General features: G+C 43.3%; 14 protein-coding genes, 14 tRNA genes and 3 rRNA genes. 29 read left to right on the top strand and 2 right to left on the bottom strand.

What is annotated here, in order from left to right:
- The first annotated feature begins 37 nt into the window (after positions 1–37).
- The 11 genes from ACVBD2_RS08665 (at position 38) to ACVBD2_RS08615 (ending at position 10,357) form a co-directional block, all read left to right on the top strand.
- Positions 38–1,867, top strand: coding sequence for a DUF6119 family protein (locus ACVBD2_RS08665; protein WP_084925590.1), 1,830 nt, complete (start codon positions 38–40; stop codon positions 1,865–1,867).
- Positions 1,868–2,077: 210 nt separating this feature from the next.
- The gene (rpoE, locus tag ACVBD2_RS08660; protein WP_000418415.1) at positions 2,078–2,668 is read left to right on the top strand and encodes a DNA-directed RNA polymerase subunit delta; all 591 of its coding nucleotides are present in this window, start codon (positions 2,078–2,080) and stop codon (positions 2,666–2,668) included.
- Positions 2,669–2,984: 316 nt separating this feature from the next.
- Positions 2,985–4,592 (top strand): CTP synthase, encoded by a 1,608-nt coding sequence (locus ACVBD2_RS08655; protein ID WP_461685619.1) that lies wholly within the window; start codon positions 2,985–2,987, stop codon positions 4,590–4,592.
- A gap of 96 nt (positions 4,593–4,688) precedes the next feature.
- Entirely contained in the window at positions 4,689–4,988 is a 300-nt protein-coding gene (locus ACVBD2_RS08650) for a DUF4651 domain-containing protein (RefSeq protein WP_002875970.1), read from the top strand.
- Entirely contained in the window at positions 4,985–5,302 is a 318-nt protein-coding gene (locus ACVBD2_RS08645; protein WP_139690250.1) for a thioredoxin family protein, read from the top strand. The genes ACVBD2_RS08650 and ACVBD2_RS08645 overlap by 4 nt, the downstream gene beginning before the upstream one ends.
- Positions 5,303–5,316: 14 nt before the next feature.
- The gene (gene ytpR / locus ACVBD2_RS08640; protein ID WP_461685618.1) at positions 5,317–5,943 is read left to right on the top strand and encodes a YtpR family tRNA-binding protein; all 627 of its coding nucleotides are present in this window, start codon (positions 5,317–5,319) and stop codon (positions 5,941–5,943) included.
- Positions 5,944–5,984: 41 nt separating this feature from the next.
- The gene (locus tag ACVBD2_RS08635; protein WP_001107742.1) at positions 5,985–6,746 is read left to right on the top strand and encodes an SDR family NAD(P)-dependent oxidoreductase; all 762 of its coding nucleotides are present in this window, start codon (positions 5,985–5,987) and stop codon (positions 6,744–6,746) included.
- A gap of 77 nt (positions 6,747–6,823) precedes the next feature.
- Positions 6,824–7,219, top strand: a complete 396-nt coding sequence (locus tag ACVBD2_RS08630; RefSeq protein ID WP_000282436.1) for a single-stranded DNA-binding protein — start codon at positions 6,824–6,826, stop codon at positions 7,217–7,219.
- A 309-nt stretch (positions 7,220–7,528) separates the two neighbouring features.
- Entirely contained in the window at positions 7,529–7,813 is a 285-nt protein-coding gene (gene groES, locus ACVBD2_RS08625; RefSeq protein WP_461685617.1) for a co-chaperone GroES, read from the top strand.
- Positions 7,814–7,828: 15 nt separating this feature from the next.
- Positions 7,829–9,451 carry a chaperonin GroEL gene (gene groL, locus ACVBD2_RS08620; protein ID WP_049478834.1) on the top strand — a complete coding sequence of 541 codons (1,623 nt, stop codon included), beginning with the start codon at positions 7,829–7,831 and terminating at the stop codon, positions 9,449–9,451.
- Between the two features lie 138 nt (positions 9,452–9,589).
- Positions 9,590–10,357, top strand: a complete 768-nt coding sequence (locus tag ACVBD2_RS08615) for an epoxyqueuosine reductase QueH (RefSeq protein ID WP_000567567.1) — start codon at positions 9,590–9,592, stop codon at positions 10,355–10,357.
- A 69-nt stretch (positions 10,358–10,426) separates the two neighbouring features.
- On the opposite strand, the gene ntdP is transcribed toward ACVBD2_RS08615, so the two are convergent.
- Positions 10,427–10,960, bottom strand: coding sequence for a nucleoside tri-diphosphate phosphatase (gene ntdP / locus ACVBD2_RS08610; protein ID WP_000775318.1), 534 nt, complete (start codon positions 10,958–10,960; stop codon positions 10,427–10,429).
- 88 nt (positions 10,961–11,048) lie between these two features.
- The gene (recX, locus tag ACVBD2_RS08605; protein WP_049478835.1) at positions 11,049–11,825 is read right to left on the bottom strand and encodes a recombination regulator RecX; all 777 of its coding nucleotides are present in this window, start codon (positions 11,823–11,825) and stop codon (positions 11,049–11,051) included.
- Between the two features lie 37 nt (positions 11,826–11,862).
- Here recX and rlmD point away from each other — a divergent pair, with 37 nt between their 5' ends.
- From rlmD to ACVBD2_RS08515, 18 genes are all read left to right on the top strand, one after another.
- A complete protein-coding gene (gene rlmD / locus ACVBD2_RS08600) occupies positions 11,863–13,224 on the top strand; it encodes a 23S rRNA (uracil(1939)-C(5))-methyltransferase RlmD (protein WP_461685616.1) in 1,362 nt (453 codons plus the stop codon).
- A gap of 67 nt (positions 13,225–13,291) precedes the next feature.
- Positions 13,292–13,363: transfer RNA gene (locus tag ACVBD2_RS08595), tRNA-Glu, on the top strand.
- A 231-nt stretch (positions 13,364–13,594) separates the two neighbouring features.
- Positions 13,595–15,140 (top strand): 16S ribosomal RNA (locus ACVBD2_RS08590).
- A gap of 51 nt (positions 15,141–15,191) precedes the next feature.
- A tRNA-Ala gene (locus ACVBD2_RS08585) sits at positions 15,192–15,264 on the top strand.
- Between the two features lie 122 nt (positions 15,265–15,386).
- A 23S ribosomal RNA gene (locus tag ACVBD2_RS08580) occupies positions 15,387–18,288 on the top strand.
- A gap of 77 nt (positions 18,289–18,365) precedes the next feature.
- Positions 18,366–18,481, top strand: a 5S ribosomal RNA gene (gene rrf / locus ACVBD2_RS08575).
- The 16S, 23S and 5S rRNA genes sit together here with 14 tRNA genes alongside, the layout of an rRNA operon.
- A gap of 4 nt (positions 18,482–18,485) precedes the next feature.
- A tRNA-Val gene (locus ACVBD2_RS08570) sits at positions 18,486–18,558 on the top strand.
- A gap of 2 nt (positions 18,559–18,560) precedes the next feature.
- Positions 18,561–18,633 (top strand) — tRNA-Asp (locus tag ACVBD2_RS08565).
- A 22-nt stretch (positions 18,634–18,655) separates the two neighbouring features.
- Positions 18,656–18,728 (top strand) — tRNA-Lys (locus tag ACVBD2_RS08560).
- A gap of 5 nt (positions 18,729–18,733) precedes the next feature.
- Positions 18,734–18,815: transfer RNA gene (locus ACVBD2_RS08555), tRNA-Leu, on the top strand.
- A gap of 12 nt (positions 18,816–18,827) precedes the next feature.
- Positions 18,828–18,900, top strand: a tRNA-Thr gene (locus ACVBD2_RS08550).
- Between the two features lie 21 nt (positions 18,901–18,921).
- Positions 18,922–18,993, top strand: a tRNA-Gly gene (locus tag ACVBD2_RS08545).
- Positions 18,994–19,000: 7 nt separating this feature from the next.
- Positions 19,001–19,086 (top strand) — tRNA-Leu (locus tag ACVBD2_RS08540).
- An 11-nt stretch (positions 19,087–19,097) separates the two neighbouring features.
- A tRNA-Arg gene (locus ACVBD2_RS08535) sits at positions 19,098–19,171 on the top strand.
- Between the two features lie 16 nt (positions 19,172–19,187).
- A tRNA-Pro gene (locus tag ACVBD2_RS08530) sits at positions 19,188–19,261 on the top strand.
- Positions 19,262–19,266: 5 nt separating this feature from the next.
- Positions 19,267–19,340, top strand: a tRNA-Met gene (locus ACVBD2_RS08525).
- Between the two features lie 13 nt (positions 19,341–19,353).
- Positions 19,354–19,427, top strand: a tRNA-Ile gene (locus tag ACVBD2_RS08520).
- An 11-nt stretch (positions 19,428–19,438) separates the two neighbouring features.
- Positions 19,439–19,528 (top strand) — tRNA-Ser (locus ACVBD2_RS08515).
- Position 19,529 lies beyond the last annotated feature (1 nt).

Below are 19,529 nucleotides of genomic sequence, written 5' to 3'. Positions count from 1 at the left end.
GTATAATGAACTAAAATAGATTTTTGAGGAAGTATTAATGGGTAAGAATACTGAAAATTATAATTTGATATTACATAATACCAATGATTTCAAGAAGTGCTTGAAAGGTGACTTAGAGGGGATTGCTTCTCATGATTTGGATGTAGAAAAACATAATAATTTCAAAGAAGGAATAATATATATTGCTTCTACGGAAGAGAACACAGTAGAGTGGTTAGATACTCTTAGGTCCTATACTAAGGGTGAATTGGATAGTGATTTATATAAAAACAAATCGAATAAAGCTGTTATGATGCTTAAATATGTAAAAAATGAAGTAGAATATGTTTTTAGTTTGGTTTTTGGATACGGTCGAACTATGTTGAATGAGCAATCTATAGTTAGGAATTTTGGATTAAGAACGGCTGTTAATCTTATTGAAGAAAGTAATATCAAAAGTCTTAATTCATTAAATATATCCACAAACTATCTAGATATTCAAAGACAGGCTTTAAGCTATGGGTCTCATTCTGATTTACATATTGATACAAACGCTGATATTTTAAAATCAATTTCAGGTCGTGCCTCATATGATAGTCATTATTCGACGTTAAATGGGGCTGATAATCTTAGATTTTCTGCTAAATCAGATGTAACTTTATCTGATTTGTTAAACGAAATTTTAGATGCGTATTCTAGTGAAAACTACAAAGAAAAAGGGTTGGAGTGGATTGATCATGTTCAGTATGTTAAAGAAAAGGAAATTATCTCAGAACTAGATGGAGTATTACTTGATCATATCACAGATAAACGATTAGAAAATCCTATTATTGCTCCTAACAAAATTGTCTCTTATCTTGATATAGAAGGATATTTTATATCAGGTATGAATATTAGTCATAAAATTAAGGAAAATTTTTATGACGATATCCCTTCAGAACAGTTTTGGGAGTTTCTTTCTAAAAATATAGAAGATAAAATAATAATAGATAAATTAAAAAGTTGTTCCTTATATTGTTGGACAAACGACTCTGCACAGAAAATATCAAGTATTTATGATGCTTTATTTATTGAAATTGATCACAATAATGAAAAATTTTTTATAAATAATGGCGACTGGTTTAAAGTAGAATCAACCTATTATACAGATATTGTAAATAAAATTGATCATATAGAAAAATTCAATGATCCCGCAATTCCTAGCTGTGCTGAAAATTGGAATGAGGGAGAATTCAATGAAAAATTTGCAGAATCTGATCCTAATCGCTTTAAACTATTTGATAAGAAGAACTTTCAATTGAAAGATTATGGCCATAGTAAAATTGAACCAGCTGACATTATAACAATTAATAAACAATTTATTCACATAAAAAAAGGTGGTTCCTCTGCAAACTTAAGTCATTTATTTGCTCAAGGAGTTGTATCTGCTCAGTTATATAAAAATGAGATATTATTTATTAAAAATATCAATGAATTGTTTGAAGAAGATTATTTTAAACCAGATGACAAGATTGAAGTTATATATGGAGTAATAGATAAAAGATATGATAAAAAAGCAAGCGAAATACTTCCTTTCTTTTCGATGGTTAATTTATCCCAACATTATGATGTTCTATCAAGTATGGGAATAAAATGTCGACTATTATTTATTGAGCAAAAAGTATCAGTATATAATAAAAAAGAAGAACAAGTATTAGACAGAGTTTTAGAGACATTAGGTGACCACGAGAAAACAAGTAGCGAATTATTTGAATCACTGAATGATTTTCTTATGGAAAATAAGATTGGCACAAAAAATATATTTAAAAAAAAATATCTTGAAAAATTTGAAAATAATGGTAATCTACAAACTAATGATGCAAGAAGAAATAAAAAATATAGAAAGTAGCTTACCACATGAAAATTCAGTCAATTCGTGCCCGTACCAAGCTCCCATCGATACCATCGGCTGGGTAGCAAAGAAATAAAAAGTCCTGTCACTTTCTCCCATTTAACCTTTGACTATTCCGCAAAATTATCGTACAATAAAGAGTACATGATAAAATGAGGTCAGAGTTTGTTCGCTCTGGCGATAGTAGTAAAAATGAGGAGAAACGCTTTGGAATTAGAAGTATTTGCTGGGCAAGAAAAAAGTGAACTATCTATGATTGAGGTGGCGCGTGCTATCTTGGAACTTCGTGGTCGCGATCATGAGATGCATTTTAGCGATCTTGTAAACGAAATTCAAAACTACCTTGGAACATCAAACAGCGATATCCGCGAAGCTTTGCCTTTGTTCTACACAGAGTTGAACTTTGACGGTAGCTTCATCTCTCTTGGGGACAACAAATGGGGTCTTCGTTCATGGTATGGTGTGGACGAAATCGACGAAGAAATCATCGCTCTTGAAGAAAGTGACGACGATGAAGTAGCACCAAAAGCTAAGAAAAAACGCGTCAATGCCTTTATGGATGGTGATTCAGATGCCATTGACTACAATGCGGATGATCCAGAAGACGAAGATGCATACGAAGCAGATCCAGCTCTTTCATACGATGATGAAAATCCAGATGATGAGAAAAATGAAGTGGAAGCTTATGATGCAGAAATCAACGAAATCGCTCCTGATGACTTGGGTGAAGACGTGGATCTCAACGAAGAAGACGACGAGTTTTCTGACGATGACGCTGAAACGAGTGAAGAAGAGTAAAAGACTTCACAGAGGAGATTGCCTGATCTCCTTTTTTGTTCCTTGAGCAGGTCATCCGTTTGAATGCGGATCTTTAGCTGGTTTTCTGAAAACAATCTCCTTTTTTTCATGTTTTACCCATTCGGGTTGACAAATGTTCTGCTTTAAGGTATTATATTGTTCGGGCACCTCTTTTAGAGGTCGGGGCTCCCTAGTTACTAGGGAGCTATTTTTGTTTTTCAGGAAGTTTTCTTGAAAAGTCGTTATTCATAAGGGTCTTGTTTTCTATGTCCCCTCGTAGTCAACAAGACCTTGAGCATTTTAGAAAGAGGAATCTATGTCTACGAAATATATTTTTGTAACTGGTGGTGTGGTGTCGTCTATTGGGAAAGGGATTGTGGCAGCAAGTCTGGGCCGTCTCTTGAAAAATCGTGGTCTAAAAGTGACTATTCAGAAGTTTGACCCTTATATCAATATCGATCCGGGAACCATGAGCCCTTACCAGCACGGGGAAGTCTTTGTGACAGATGATGGGGCTGAGACAGATTTGGACTTGGGTCACTATGAACGTTTCATCGATATCAATCTTAACAAATACTCAAACGTGACAACTGGTAAAATTTACAGTGAAGTTCTTCGTAAAGAACGCCGTGGAGAATACCTTGGGGCAACTGTTCAAGTCATTCCTCATATCACAGATGCTTTGAAAGAAAAAATCAAGCGTGCCGCTGTAACGACCGACTCGGATGTCATTATCACAGAGGTTGGTGGAACTGTTGGGGATATCGAGTCCTTGCCATTTCTAGAGGCTCTTCGCCAGATGAAGGCAGATGTGGGTGCAGATAATGTCATGTATATCCATACAACCTTGCTTCCTTACCTCAGGGCTGCTGGTGAAATGAAGACCAAACCAACCCAGCATTCTGTAAAAGAATTGCGTGGTTTGGGAATCCAGCCAAATATGTTGGTTATTCGTACAGAGAAACCAGCTGGTCAAGGAATAAAAAACAAACTAGCACAGTTCTGTGATGTGGCACCAGAAGCCGTTATCGAGTCTTTGGATGTTGAGCACCTTTACCAAATTCCATTGAACTTGCAGGCACAAGGCATGGACCAAATTGTCTGTGAGCATTTGAAACTAGATGCACCAGCAGCGGATATGACAGAGTGGTCAGCTATGGTGGATAAGGTCATGAACCTCAAGAAACAAGTTAGAATTTCCCTTGTCGGTAAGTATGTGGAGTTGCAAGATGCCTACATCTCAGTGGTCGAAGCCTTGAAACACTCTGGGTATGCCAACGACGCAGAAGTGAAGATTAATTGGATCAATGCCAATGATGTGACAGCAGAGAATGTAGCAGAACTCTTGTCTGATGCGGACGGAATCATCGTACCAGGCGGTTTTGGTCAACGTGGTACGGAAGGGAAAATCCAAGCCATCCGCTATGCGCGTGAGAATGATGTCCCAATGTTGGGAGTCTGTTTGGGAATGCAGTTGACTTGTATCGAGTTTGCTCGTAACGTTTTAGGGCTTGAAGGTGCCAATTCTGCAGAACTTGCACCAGAAACAAAATATCCTATCATTGATATTATGCGTGATCAGGTTGATGTTGAGGATATGGGTGGAACTCTTCGTTTGGGACTTTATCCATCTAAGTTGAAACGTGGCTCTAAAGCAGCGGCTGCTTATCACAATCAAGAAGTGGTGCAACGCCGTCACCGTCACCGTTATGAGTTTAACAACGCCTTTCGTGAACAGTTTGAGACAGCAGGTTTTGTCTTCTCAGGTGTTTCTCCAGACAATCGTTTGGTCGAAATTGTGGAAATTCCTGAAAATAAATTCTTTGTGGCTTGTCAGTATCACCCTGAACTTTCCAGTCGTCCGAACCGTCCAGAAGAACTCTACACTGCCTTTGTTACTGCAGCAGTCGAGAACAGTAATTAGCACAATCAGAACCTTTGAGAAGAATCTCAGAGGTTTTTTAATTGCCTTGCTCCTATACAGCTTCCCTATTTGTCCTAGAGCCCTTTTTGTGTTACAATGAATGGTATGAAAGCTAAGAAATTATGGATGACTGGCTTGACTGTGGCTGGTCTAAGTGCCCTTGCTTTAGGGGCTAAAAAAGCAGCAGATAACCACAAACTCATGAAGACTCAAGAAGAGTTGACCGCTATCGTGCGCGAACTTTTCTCAGATATGGGTGAGATTGCGACTCTCTATGTTCAAGTCTACGAAAGTAGTCTAGAGCGACTGGTCGGAGGAGTCATTTTCGAGGATGGTCGTCACTATACCTTTGTCTATGAAAATGAAGACCTAGTCTATGAGGAGGAAGTCTTATGATTACTCCCAATAGTATAGAAGAACTAGCAGGTTTTGTCGAGCAAGATGGCAAGAAGGTCTTCCTTTTTGTGGCGGACTGGTGTGGCGATTGTCGTTATATCTATCCTGCCTTGCCAGAGATTGAGGAGACCAATCCAGAGTTCACCTTTATTCGAGTGGACCGTGACCAGTACATGGATCTGGCCAAACTCTGGGATGTTTACGGGATTCCTAGCCTTGTTGTGCTAGAAAAGGACAAGGAAATCGGCCGATTTGTCAATCGCGACCGTAAAAGCAAGGAAGAAATTAACGACTTTTTAGCAGGACTGAAATAGGAGAAAAGGAAAGAATGATTTTTACATATAACAAAGAACATGTTGGCGATGTCCTTATGGTCATCGTGAAAAACAGCGGAGATGCCAAACTAGACGTGGAGCGCAAAGGCAAGGTAGCCCGTATTTTCCTCAAAGATAATGGGGAAACAGTGGCTTGGAATATTTTCGAAGTTTCAAGTTTGTTTGAAATTGCAGAGCGCGGTCAAGTCTTTTTGACAGATGAGCGAGTCGCACGTTTGAACCAAGAATTGCAGGCGGAAGGCTTTGTGGAAGAAATTATCAACAACAAAGAGCCCAAGTTTGTTGTCGGTGAGATTGTCGAGATGGTAGCTCACCCAGATAGTGACCACCTCAACATCTGCCAAGTTGCAGTCGCAAGTGACAAGACAGTGCAAATCGTTGCAGGAGCTCCCAATGCACGTGTTGGGTTGAAAACCATTGTAGCTCTTCCTGGAGCGATGATGCCCAAAGGCAATCTCATTTTCCCAGGCGAACTTCGTGGTGAAAAGAGTTTTGGCATGATGTGCAGCCCTCGTGAATTGCATTTGCCAAATGCTCCGCAAAAACGTGGGGTTATTGAATTATCAGAAGACCAAGTTGTCGGAACTCCATTTGACCCAGTCAAACACTGGACTGCCTAGGAAATTGTCGGTATTTGATAGATCAGATAGAGGGGGATAAGATGGCGAAAAATGTAGTGATTACAGGAGCGACCTCAGGAATCGGTGAAGCGATTGCGCGTGCTTATCTGGAGCAGGGGGCGAATGTCGTTCTAACAGGGCGACGGACAGACAGACTAGAGACCCTCAAGTCAGAGTTTGCAGAAACGTTTCCAAATCAAACAGTTTGGACTTTTCCTCTGGATGTGACGGATATGACCATGGTCAAGACTGTTTGTTCCGATATTCTAGAAACGATAGGGCAGATTGATATCTTGGTCAATAACGCTGGACTAGCTCTTGGCTTGGCTCCCTATCAAGACTATGAAGAGTTGGATATGCTGACCATGTTAGATACCAATGTCAAGGGGTTGATGGCAGTCACTCGCTGTTTCTTGCCTTCTATGGTAGCAGCCAATCAAGGTCATATTATCAATATGGGATCGACCGCAGGAATCTATGCCTATGCTGGGGCAGCGGTTTACTCAGCCACCAAGGCTGCAGTCAAGACTTTTTCAGATGGACTGCGAATTGATACGATCACAACGGACATCAAGGTGACCACCATTCAACCAGGGATTGTCGAAACAGATTTCTCTACAGTTCGTTTTCATGGTGATAAAGAGCGTGCTGCCACCGTCTATCAGGGAATTGAGGCCTTGCAAGCTCAGGATATTGCAGATACAGTGATCTATGTGACCAGTCAGCCTCGTCGTGTGCAGATTACAGATATGACCATTATGGCCAATCAACAGGCAACAGGTTTCATGGTTCATAAAAAATAAAAAATTTTCTCGAAAAGTTACAAATTTCTGTAACTTTTTTTGATTCCTTGCGAATAGATAAGTAGGAGGAAGAAAATATGTATAATAAAGTTATTCTTATTGGACGTTTAACGTCTACACCAGAATTGCACAAAACCAACAATGACAAGTCAGTAGCGCGTGCAACTATCGCTGTGAACCGTCGTTACAAAGACCAAAACGGGGAACGTGAAGCTGATTTTGTCAATTTGGTTCTTTGGGGGAAATTGGCTGAAACCTTGGCAAGCTACGCAACTAAAGGTAGTCTTATCTCTGTGGATGGAGAACTTCGTACCCGTCGCTTTGAGAAAAATGGCCAGATGAACTACGTGACTGAAGTTCTTGCCACAGGATTCCAACTTTTAGAAAGCCGTGCCCAACGTGCCATGCGTGAAAATAACGCAGGACAGGATTTGGCAGATTTGGTCTTGGAAGAGGAGGAATTGCCATTTTAATACTCTTCGAAAATCTTTTCAAACCACGTCAACTTCACCTTGCCGTGGGTATAGGTAACTGACTTCGTCAATCTTATCTACAACCTCAAAGCAGTGCTTTGAGCAACCTGCGGCTAGCTTCCTAGTTTGCTCTTTGATTTTCATTGAGTATAAGCATTGAAAAGTCTGAGTTGGTCTCAGGCTTTTTTATATTGAGAAAGTCAGACTTTTTTCTTGACTATTTCTGACCAAGTGATACAATAGAACTATAAATTAGCACTCAGTCACAAAGAGTGCTAATAATATCTAGTTTATCATGGAGGAAAACAGATGTTGAAACCATTAGGAGACCGTGTTGTCTTGAAAATCGAAGAAAAAGAACAAACTGTTGGAGGCTTTGTCCTTGCAGGCTCAGCCCAAGAAAAAACCAAAACAGCCCAAGTTGTAGCTACTGGACAAGGTGTTCGTACTTTGAACGGTGACTTAGTAGCTCCAAGCGTAAAAACTGGAGACCGTGTCTTAGTTGAAGCCCATGCAGGTATTGATGTCAAAGAAGGCGATGAAAAGTACATCATCGTAGGTGAAGCTAATATTTTGGCTATCATTGAAGAATAGAAGGAGAAAGTAAGTATGTCAAAAGAAATTAAATTTTCATCTGATGCTCGTTCAGCTATGGTTCGTGGTGTCGATATCCTTGCAGACACTGTTAAAGTAACCTTGGGACCAAAAGGCCGTAATGTCGTTCTTGAAAAATCATTTGGCTCACCATTGATTACCAATGACGGTGTTACTATTGCTAAAGAAATTGAATTAGAAGACCATTTTGAAAACATGGGTGCCAAATTGGTATCAGAAGTAGCTTCAAAAACCAATGATATCGCAGGTGACGGAACTACGACTGCAACAGTCTTGACTCAAGCCATCGTCCGCGAAGGAATCAAAAACGTCACTGCAGGTGCCAACCCAATCGGCATTCGTCGTGGGATTGAAGCAGCGGTTGCTGCAGCTGTAGAAGCCTTGAAAAACAATGCCATTCCAGTTGCTAATAAAGAAGCCATCGCTCAGGTTGCTGCGGTATCTTCTCGTTCTGAGAAAGTCGGCGAATACATCTCTGAAGCCATGGAAAAAGTTGGGAAAGACGGTGTCATCACTATTGAAGAATCACGTGGTATGGAAACAGAACTTGAAGTCGTAGAAGGAATGCAGTTTGACCGTGGTTATCTATCACAGTATATGGTGACAGATAGCGAAAAAATGGTGGCTGACCTTGAAAATCCATACATTTTGATTACCGATAAGAAGATTTCAAATATCCAAGAAATCTTGCCACTTCTAGAAAGCATTCTCCAAAGCAATCGTCCACTCTTGATTATTGCGGATGATGTAGATGGTGAAGCTCTTCCGACTCTTGTATTGAACAAGATTCGTGGAACTTTCAATGTAGTTGCTGTTAAGGCTCCTGGTTTCGGTGACCGTCGTAAGGCTATGTTAGAAGACATCGCTATCTTGACAGGCGGAACAGTCATCACAGAAGATCTTGGTCTTGAGTTGAAAGATGCGACTATTGAGGCGCTAGGTCAAGCAGCGAGAGTAACTGTGGACAAAGATAGCACTGTTATCGTAGAAGGTGCTGGAAATCCTGAAGCTATTTCTCACCGTGTTGCGGTTATCAAGTCTCAAATCGAAACAACAACTTCTGAATTTGACCGTGAAAAATTGCAAGAACGCTTGGCAAAATTGTCAGGTGGTGTCGCAGTTATCAAGGTCGGAGCTGCAACTGAAACGGAGTTGAAAGAAATGAAACTCCGCATTGAAGATGCCCTCAACGCTACTCGTGCAGCAGTTGAAGAAGGCATCGTTGCAGGTGGTGGAACTGCTCTTGCCAATGTCATTCCAGCCGTAGCTGATTTGGAATTGACAGGAGACGAAGCGACAGGACGCAACATTGTTCTCCGCGCCTTGGAAGAACCTGTTCGTCAAATCGCCCACAATGCAGGATTCGAAGGTTCTATTGTTATTGACCGTTTGAAAAATGCTGAAGTTGGTACAGGCTTCAACGCAGCAACTGGCGAGTGGGTTAATATGATTGAAGAAGGAATCATTGACCCAGTTAAGGTTAGTCGTTCTGCCCTTCAAAATGCAGCCTCTGTAGCTAGCTTGATTTTAACAACAGAAGCAGTCGTAGCCAATAAACCAGAACTAGTAACCCCAGCTCCAGCCATGGATCCAAGCATGATGGGTGGAATGATGTAAGCTGTTAATACTAAGCAAATCATAAAAAACACAAAAGGAGGGAATGAGCATCCCTCCTTTTATCGCTTCCTTTTTATAAAATAGATTTGAGCTCCCCTAACTTATGTGATAAAATAAGACTAGTAAAAGGAGTAGAACATGATTGATGTAGAAGAAATTCTGAGCAAGATGAATCCCAATCAGAAGATTAATTATGACCGTGTCATGCAGAAAATGGTTCAGGTTTGGGAAAAAAATGAGCAACGTCCCACTATTCTCATGCATGTTTGCTGTGCTCCTTGTAGCACCTACACCCTCGAGTACCTGACCAAATACGCTGATGTGACCATCTATTTTGCCAATTCCAATATCCATCCTAAGGCAGAATACCACAAGCGGGCTTATGTCACCAAAAAATTTGTCAGTGATTTCAATGAGCGAACGGGAAATACGGTTCAGTATCTTGAAGCTCCCTACGAACCAAATGAATACCGAAAGCTAGTCAGAGGACTTGAAGAAGAACCCGAAGGTGGCGACCGTTGCAAGGTGTGCTTTGATTACCGTCTGGACAAAACAGCGCAAGTGGCTATGGATTTGGGATTTGACTACTTTGGTTCAGCCTTGACCATCAGTCCCCATAAGAATTCTCAAACCATCAACAGCATCGGAATTGATGTGCAAAAGATTTATACAACCCACTATCTCCCAAGTGATTTCAAGAAAAACCAAGGTTACAAGCGTTCGGTGGAGATGTGCGAGGAGTATGATATTTATCGTCAATGTTATTGTGGATGTGTCTATGCAGCTCAAGCCCAGAACATTGATCTTGTTCAGGTTAAGAAGGATGCCACGGCTTTCTTGTTGGATAAGGATGTTGAAAAAGACTATTCCCACATCAAGTTTACTGTTACTAAATTAGATATATAGAAATTAACCCAGCTTCCAGGCTGGGTTTTTCAAATAAAAAACCAGGGCTCTCACCCCGGTTTGACAACTTTACCGATTCTTTAGTTCTATGTAGCGTTTGTACCAAATGTTGACATAGGCCTCTGAGAAAGGACCGCGTCCATTGTTGATCCAATCAACAAGGATTTTAACATGCTCTTTCAAAATATAGTCTAAATCATCAGAATACTTCATTTTGCGTTTATGGCGCTCATACTCTTCAACGTCCAAGAGACGCTTTTCACCATCAGTGAAGACCTTGACATCCAAATCATAATCAATGTATTTCAGGGCTTCCTCATCTAGATAGTAGGGGCTGGCCATATTGCAATAGTAGGAAATCCCATTATCGCGAATCATGGCAATAATATTAAACCAATATTTTTTGTGAAAGTAAACAATAGCCGGTTCTCGAGTCACCCAACGACGACCGTCACTTTCGGTAACAAGTGTGTGGTCGTTGACGCCGATAATGGCGTTCTCTGTTGTTTTTAGTACCATGGTGTCTCGCCAAGTACGGTGAAGACTCCCATCATGCTTATAACTTTGAATTGTAATAAAGTCGCCTTCTTTTGGAAGTTTCATAACTAACCAACTTTCTACAATTTATAAGTTTATCGTTTACTATTATATCATAAATCGGTCTAATTTTTTTGAATTTTACACGAAAATATTAAAGATATTCTCTGAGAGCGATGGCTATATCCGAAAAATCATAGCCTTTTCGAGCTAAAACTTGGGTTAAACGTTGTTTAAGTTCGTATCCTTTATACTTTCGAGCATACTTAGCATATTGTTTGTCTAGCTCTTTAAAAATGAGTTCTTGAGTCGTTTCTTGGTCGACTTGACTGTCCAAGTCATCAAAGGCACTTTTAGCATCAGAATAGGAGAAGCCTTTGTTCGTCAAGTTTTGGATAATCTTATCTTGCAAGGCACGAGAGGGAAGCTTTCCATTGTATTTTTTAAGCAGTTTTTCTGCAACACGTTGAGCAATCTCTGAAAAATCAAAATCCTTTAAAACCTCTTCAATAGTTGATTTGGCAATCCCTTTTTGAGACAGTTTTTGAGCTAGCACATAGGGTCCCTTATCTCCAGAAAGTTGATTGGCATTGATGATGGAATAAGCATACTGATGGTCATTAATCCAGTTATCTTCTTTTAGGTTAGCGATAACTTGACTAGTGATTTTTTCATCAAGATCATACTTTTTCAGATACTCACGAACTTCCTTTTCGGTTCGAGCTTTAAATGATAGATGGTAGAGGGCGAGATTCTTACCATAAGAAAACTGAGCAAAGCCCTGTATCTCGATTAATTCTTCCTTGCTAACCACCTTATCTTTAGACAACATAAAACGGACAATGGTATCTTCCGTGATATAAGATGTTTGCTGTCCATCTAACTCCATCAAGTAGAGACGTTTTTTCTTTTCAAGTTTTGTGATTTTCATAGTTCTATTATACCCTAAAATGTGATAAGATAGGGGTATGAATCTGAAAGTCAAACAAAAAATACCTTTAAAAATCAAGCGGATGGGTATCAATGGTGAGGGAATCGGTTTCTACCAGAAAACCCTCGTTTTTGTGCCAGGTGCCCTCAAAGGAGAAGATATCTATTGTCAGATTACTTCTATTAAACGCAACTTTGTTGAAGCAAAATTACTAAAGGTTAATAAGAAGTCTAAATTTCGAGTCGTACCAGCTTGTACGATTTATAATGAATGTGGTGGTTGCCAAATCATGCACCTCCACTATGAAAAACAGTTAGAGTTCAAAACGGATCTGCTCCACCAAGCCCTGAAAAAATTTGCCCCTGCAGGATATGAAAACTATGAAATCCGTCCAACTATCGGAATGCAGGAACCAAAGTACTACCGTGCTAAGCTTCAATTCCAGACTCGGAAATTTAAAAATCAGGTCAAGGCAGGTTTGTATGCGCAAAACTCTCATTATCTCGTAGAGTTAAAAGATTGTTTGGTGCAAGATAAGGAAACCCAAGTGATTGCGAATCGCCTAGCTGAACTTCTTACTTACCACCAAATTCCAATCACAGATGAGAGAAAAACACTCGGTGTTCGCACCATCATGGTACGCAGAGCAAGAAAAACGGGGCAAGTTCAGATAATCATTGTTACGAATCGTCAGCTTAATTTAACCCAGCTAGTAAAAGACTTAGTTAAAGATTTTCCAGAAGTCGTCACAGTTGCAGTCAATACAAATACAGCAAAAACAAGTGAAATCTATGGTGAAAAGACAGAAATTATCTGGGGTCAAGAGAGAATTCAAGAAGGAGTACTTGATTATGAGTTTTCACTATCGCCCCGAGCCTTTTATCAGCTTAATCCCGAGCAGACAGAAATTCTCTATAGTGAAGCAGTTAAGGCTCTGGATGTCAGCGAAGAGGATCATCTGATTGATGCCTATTGCGGTGTTGGGACAATCGGATTTGCCTTCGCAAATAAGGTCAAGAGTCTCAGAGGGATGGATATTATTCCAGAAGCCATTGAAGATGCCAAGCGAAATGCTAAAAAAATGGGATTTGACAATACCCATTACGAAGCGGGGACAGCAGAAGAGATTATTCCACGCTGGTATCAAGATGGCTACCGAGCAGATGCCCTGATAGTCGACCCTCCTCGTACAGGCTTAGATGATAAGCTATTGGATACCATTCTGACCTATGTTCCAGAAAAGATGGTCTATGTATCCTGCAATGTTTCGACCTTGGCACGAGATTTAGTTAAACTAGTAAAAGTCTATGACCTCCAGTATATCCAGTCGGTCGATATGTTTCCCCACACTGCACGAACAGAAGCAGTGGTTAAGTTAGTGAAGAAAAGGAAAAATTAAATTCACCGAAAAAAGTTCTTGACAAAGAGGAAAAAGTAGGTATAATAGAAAGAGTTGAAAAACTCAAGGTCCGTTGGTCAAGGGGTTAAGACACCGCCTTTTCACGGCGGTAACACGGGTTCGAATCCCGTACGGACTATGTGTGTATCGCAGGGACGAAAAAAGTAAAAAAAGTTTCAAAAAAGTGTTGACATAGGTCAACAGCTGTGATATACTAATATAGTTGTCGCTTGAGAGATTGAGTGACAAAGACCTTTGAAAACTGAACAAGACGAACCAATGTGCAGGGCACTATAACTGAGGTTATAGTACTGAACAATGAAAAAAACAATAAATCTGTCAGTGACAGAAATGAGTGAGAACTCAAACTTTTAATGAGAGTTTGATCCTGGCTCAGGACGAACGCTGGCGGCGTGCCTAATACATGCAAGTAGAACGCTGAAGGAGGAGCTTGCTTCTCTGGATGAGTTGCGAACGGGTGAGTAACGCGTAGGTAACCTGCCTGGTAGCGGGGGATAACTATTGGAAACGATAGCTAATACCGCATAATAGCAGTTATTGCATGATAACTGTTTGAAAGGTGCAATTGCATCACTACCAGATGGACCTGCGTTGTATTAGCTAGTTGGTGAGGTAACGGCTCACCAAGGCGACGATACATAGCCGACCTGAGAGGGTGATCGGCCACACTGGGACTGAGACACGGCCCAGACTCCTACGGGAGGCAGCAGTAGGGAATCTTCGGCAATGGACGGAAGTCTGACCGAGCAACGCCGCGTGAGTGAAGAAGGTTTTCGGATCGTAAAGCTCTGTTGTAAGAGAAGAACGAGTGTGAGAGTGGAAAGTTCACACTGTGACGGTATCTTACCAGAAAGGGACGGCTAACTACGTGCCAGCAGCCGCGGTAATACGTAGGTCCCGAGCGTTGTCCGGATTTATTGGGCGTAAAGCGAGCGCAGGCGGTTAGATAAGTCTGAAGTTAAAGGCTGTGGCTTAACCATAGTACGCTTTGGAAACTGTTTAACTTGAGTGCAAGAGGGGAGAGTGGAATTCCATGTGTAGCGGTGAAATGCGTAGATATATGGAGGAACACCGGTGGCGAAAGCGGCTCTCTGGCTTGTAACTGACGCTGAGGCTCGAAAGCGTGGGGAGCAAACAGGATTAGATACCCTGGTAGTCCACGCCGTAAACGATGAGTGCTAGGTGTTAGACCCTTTCCGGGGTTTAGTGCCGCAGCTAACGCATTAAGCACTCCGCCTGGGGAGTACGACCGCAAGGTTGAAACTCAAAGGAATTGACGGGGGCCCGCACAAGCGGTGGAGCATGTGGTTTAATTCGAAGCAACGCGAAGAACCTTACCAGGTCTTGACATCCCTCTGACCGCTCTAGAGATAGAGTTTTCCTTCGGGACAGAGGTGACAGGTGGTGCATGGTTGTCGTCAGCTCGTGTCGTGAGATGTTGGGTTAAGTCCCGCAACGAGCGCAACCCCTATTGTTAGTTGCCATCATTCAGTTGGGCACTCTAGCGAGACTGCCGGTAATAAACCGGAGGAAGGTGGGGATGACGTCAAATCATCATGCCCCTTATGACCTGGGCTACACACGTGCTACAATGGCTGGTACAACGAGTCGCAAGCCGGTGACGGCAAGCTAATCTCTTAAAGCCAGTCTCAGTTCGGATTGTAGGCTGCAACTCGCCTACATGAAGTCGGAATCGCTAGTAATCGCGGATCAGCACGCCGCGGTGAATACGTTCCCGGGCCTTGTACACACCGCCCGTCACACCACGAGAGTTTGTAACACCCGAAGTCGGTGAGGTAACCGTAAGGAGCCAGCCGCCTAAGGTGGGATAGATGATTGGGGTGAAGTCGTAACAAGGTAGCCGTATCGGAAGGTGCGGCTGGATCACCTCCTTTCTAAGGATAAGGAACTGCGCATTGGTCTTGTTTAGTCTTGAGAGGTCTTGTGGGGCCTTAGCTCAGCTGGGAGAGCGCCTGCTTTGCACGCAGGAGGTCAGCGGTTCGATCCCGCTAGGCTCCATTGGTGAGAGATCACCAAGTAATGCACATTGAAAATTGAATATCTATATCAAATAGTAACAAGAAAATAAACCGAAACGCTGTAGTATTAAAAGAGTTACTGACTGAAAGGTCAGAAAATAAGGTTAAGTTAATAAGGGCGCACGGTGGATGCCTTGGCACTAGGAGCCGAAGAAGGACGTGACAAACGACGATATGCCTTGGGTAGCTGTAAGTAAGCGATGATCCAGGGATTTCCGAATGGGGGAACCCAACAGGTACTACCTGTTACCCGCATCTGTTAAGGGTGTGAGGAGGAAGACGCAGTGAACTGAAACATCTAAGTAGCTGCAGGAAGAGAAAGCAAAAGCGATTGCCTTAGTAGCGGCGAGCGAAACGGCAGGAGGGCAAACCGAAGAGTTTACTCTTCGGGGTTGTAGGACTGCAATGTGGACTCAAAGATTATAGAAGAATGATTTGGGAAGATCAGCCAAAGAGAGTAACAGCCTCGTATTTAAAATAGTCTTTGTACCTAGCAGTATCCTGAGTACGGCGGGACACGAGAAATCCCGTCGGAATCTGGGAGGACCATCTCCCAACCCTAAATACTCCCTAGTGACCGATAGTGAACCAGTACCGTGAGGGAAAGGTGAAAAGCACCCCGGGAGGGGAGTGAAATAGAACCTGAAACCGTGTGCCTACAACAAGTTCGAGCCCGTTAATGGGTGAGAGCGTGCCTTTTGTAGAATGAACCGGCGAGTTACGATATGATGCGAGGTTAAGTTGAAGAGACGGAGCCACAGGGAAACCGAGTCTGAATAGGGCGCATTAGTATCATGTCGTAGACCCGAAACCATGTGACCTACCCATGAGCAGGTTGAAGGTGCGGTAAGACGCACTGGAGGACCGAACCAGGGCACGTTGAAAAGTGCTTGGATGACTTGTGGGTAGCGGAGAAATTCCAAACGAACTTGGAGATAGCTGGTTCTCTCCGAAATAGCTTTAGGGCTAGCGTCGACATAAAGATTCTTGGAGGTAGAGCACTGTTTGGGTGAGGGGTCCATCCCGGATTACCAATCTCAGATAAACTCCGAATGCCAATGAATTATGGTCGGCAGTCAGACTGCGAGTGCTAAGATCCGTAGTCGAAAGGGAAACAGCCCAGACCACCAGCTAAGGTCCCAAAATAATTGTTAAGTGGAAAAGGATGTGGGGTTGCACAGACAACTAGGATGTTAGCTTAGAAGCAGCTATTCATTCAAAGAGTGCGTAATAGCTCACTAGTCGAGTGACCCTGCGCCGAAAATGTACCGGGGCTAAAACAATTTACCGAAGCTGTGGATACCTTTATAGGTATGGTAGGAGAGCGTTCTATGTGTGATGAAGGTATACCGTGAGGAGTGCTGGAACGCATAGAAGTGAGAATGCCGGTATGAGTAGCGAAAGACAGGTGAGAATCCTGTCCACCGTAAGACTAAGGTTTCCAGGGGAAGGCTCGTCCGCCCTGGGTTAGTCGGGACCTAAGGAGAGACCGAAAGGTGTATCCGATGGACAACAGGTTGATATTCCTGTACTAGAGTATGTAGTGATGGAGGGACGCAGTAGGCTAACTAAAGCAGACGAATGGAAGTGTCTGTCTAAGCAGTGAGGTGTGAATTGAGTCAAATGCTTAGTTCTATAACATTGAGCTGTGATGGGGAGCGAAGTTTAGTAGCGAAGTTAGTGACGTCACACTGCCAAGAAAAGCTTCTAGCGTTAAACATACTCTACCCGTACCGCAAACCGACACAGGTAGTCGAGGCGAGTAGCCTCAGGTGAGCGAGAGAACTCTCGTTAAGGAACTCGGCAAAATGACCCCGTAACTTCGGGAGAAGGGGTGCTGACTTTAAGTCAGCCGCAGTGAATAGGCCCAAGCAACTGTTTATCAAAAACACAGCTCTCTGCTAAATCGTAAGATGATGTATAGGGGGTGACGCCTGCCCGGTGCTGGAAGGTTAAGAGGAGTGCTTAGAGGTAACTCGAAGGTATGAATTGAAGCCCCAGTAAACGGCGGCCGTAACTATAACGGTCCTAAGGTAGCGAAATTCCTTGTCGGGTAAGTTCCGACCCGCACGAAAGGCGTAATGATTTGGGCACTGTCTCAACGAGAGACTCGGTGAAATTTTAGTACCTGTGAAGATGCAGGTTACCCGCGACAGGACGGAAAGACCCCATGGAGCTTTACTGCAGTTTGATATTGAGTGTCTGTACCACATGTACAGGATAGGTAGGAGTCTATGAGATCGGGACGCCAGTTTCGAAGGAGACGTTGTTGGGATACTACCCTTGTGTTATGGCCACTCTAACCCGGATAGGTTATCCCTATCGGAGACAGTGTCTGACGGGCAGTTTGACTGGGGCGGTCGCCTCCTAAAAGGTAACGGAGGCGCCCAAAGGTTCCCTCAGAATGGTTGGAAATCATTCGCAGAGTGTAAAGGTATAAGGGAGCTTGACTGCGAGAGCTACAACTCGAGCAGGGACGAAAGTCGGGCTTAGTGATCCGGTGGTTCCGCATGGAAGGGCCATCGCTCAACGGATAAAAGCTACCCTGGGGATAACAGGCTTATCTCCCCCAAGAGTTCACATCGACGGGGAGGTTTGGCACCTCGATGTCGGCTCGTCGCATCCTGGGGCTGTAGTCGGTCCCAAGGGTTGGGCTGTTCGCCCATTAAAGCGGCACGCGAGCTGGGTTCAGAACGTCGTGAGACAGTTCGGTCCCTATCCGTCGCGGGCGTAGGAAATTTGAGAGGATCTGCTCCTAGTACGAGAGGACCAGAGTGGACTTACCGCTGGTGTACCAGTTGTCTTGCCAAAGGCATCGCTGGGTAGCTATGTAGGGAAGGGATAAACGCTGAAAGCATCTAAGTGTGAAACCCACCTCAAGATGAGATTTCCCATGATTTTATATCAGTAAGAGCCCTGAGAGATGATCAGGTAGATAGGTTAGAAGTGGAAGTGTGGTGACACATGTAGCGGACTAATACTAATAGCTCGAGGACTTATCCAAAGTAACTGAGAAAACTTAGCGTATGGTTTTTCTAATTATTTGATAGATATTCAATTTTGAGTAGGTATTACTCAGAGTTAAGTGACGATAGCCTAGGAGATACACCTGTACCCATGCCGAACACAGCAGTTAAGCCCTAGAACGCCGGAAGTAGTTGGGGGTTGCCCCCTGTGAGATATGGAAGTCGCTTAGCTTTTGGGAGTTTAGCTCAGCTGGGAGAGCATCTGCCTTACAAGCAGAGGGTCAGCGGTTCGATCCCGTTAACTCCCATAGGTCCCGTAGTGTAGCGGTTATCACGTCGCCCTGTCACGGCGAAGATCGCGGGTTCGATTCCCGTCGGGACCGTAAGATAACGGAAGTTATTTTAGACTCGTTAGCTCAGTTGGTAGAGCAATTGACTTTTAATCAATGGGTCACTGGTTCGAGCCCAGTACGGGTCATATTTGCGGGTTTGGCGGAATTGGCAGACGCACCAGATTTAGGATCTGGCGCTTAACGGCGTGGGGGTTCAAGTCCCTTAACCCGCATAGTAGAAATTTGCCGGCTTAGCTCAGTTGGTAGAGCATCTGATTTGTAATCAGAGGGTCGCGTGTTCAAGTCATGTAGCCGGCATTAAAACTAGAAGAGGTCGATGCGAACGTAGTTCAGTGGTAGAACACCACCTTGCCAAGGTGGGGGTCGCGGGTTCGAATCCCGTCGTTCGCTTAGAGAGGCCGGGGTGGCGGAACTGGCAGACGCACAGGACTTAAAATCCTGCGATTGGAAACGATCGTACCGGTTCGATCCCGGTCCTCGGCATATAATAATGAGCACCCTTAGCTCAACTGGATAGAGTACCTGACTACGAATCAGGCGGTTAGAGGTTCGAATCCTCTAGGGTGCATTTTTTCTATTTAACTCGGGAAGTAGCTCAGCTTGGTAGAGTACTTGGTTTGGGACCAAGGTGTCGCAGGTTCGAATCCTGTCTTCCCGATTGATGGCGGTGTAGCTCAGCTGGCTAGAGCGTCCGGTTCATACCCGGGAGGTCGGGGGTTCGATCCCCTTCGCCGCTATAAAGATCTTGTTGGACCTTTAGCTCAGCTGGTTAGAGCTCTCGGCTCATAACCGAGTGGTCGTAGGTTCAAGTCCTACAAGGTCCATTGTATATTTTGGAGGATTACCCAAGTCTGGCTGAAGGGAACGGTCTTGAAAACCGTCAGGCGTGTAAAAGCGTGCGTGGGTTCGAATCCCACATCCTCCTT

This window comes from Streptococcus sp. KHUD_018 (assembly GCF_054861215.1).
Note: the sequence above shows the minus strand (reverse complement) of the source record. Positions and strands in the feature narration are given on the sequence as shown.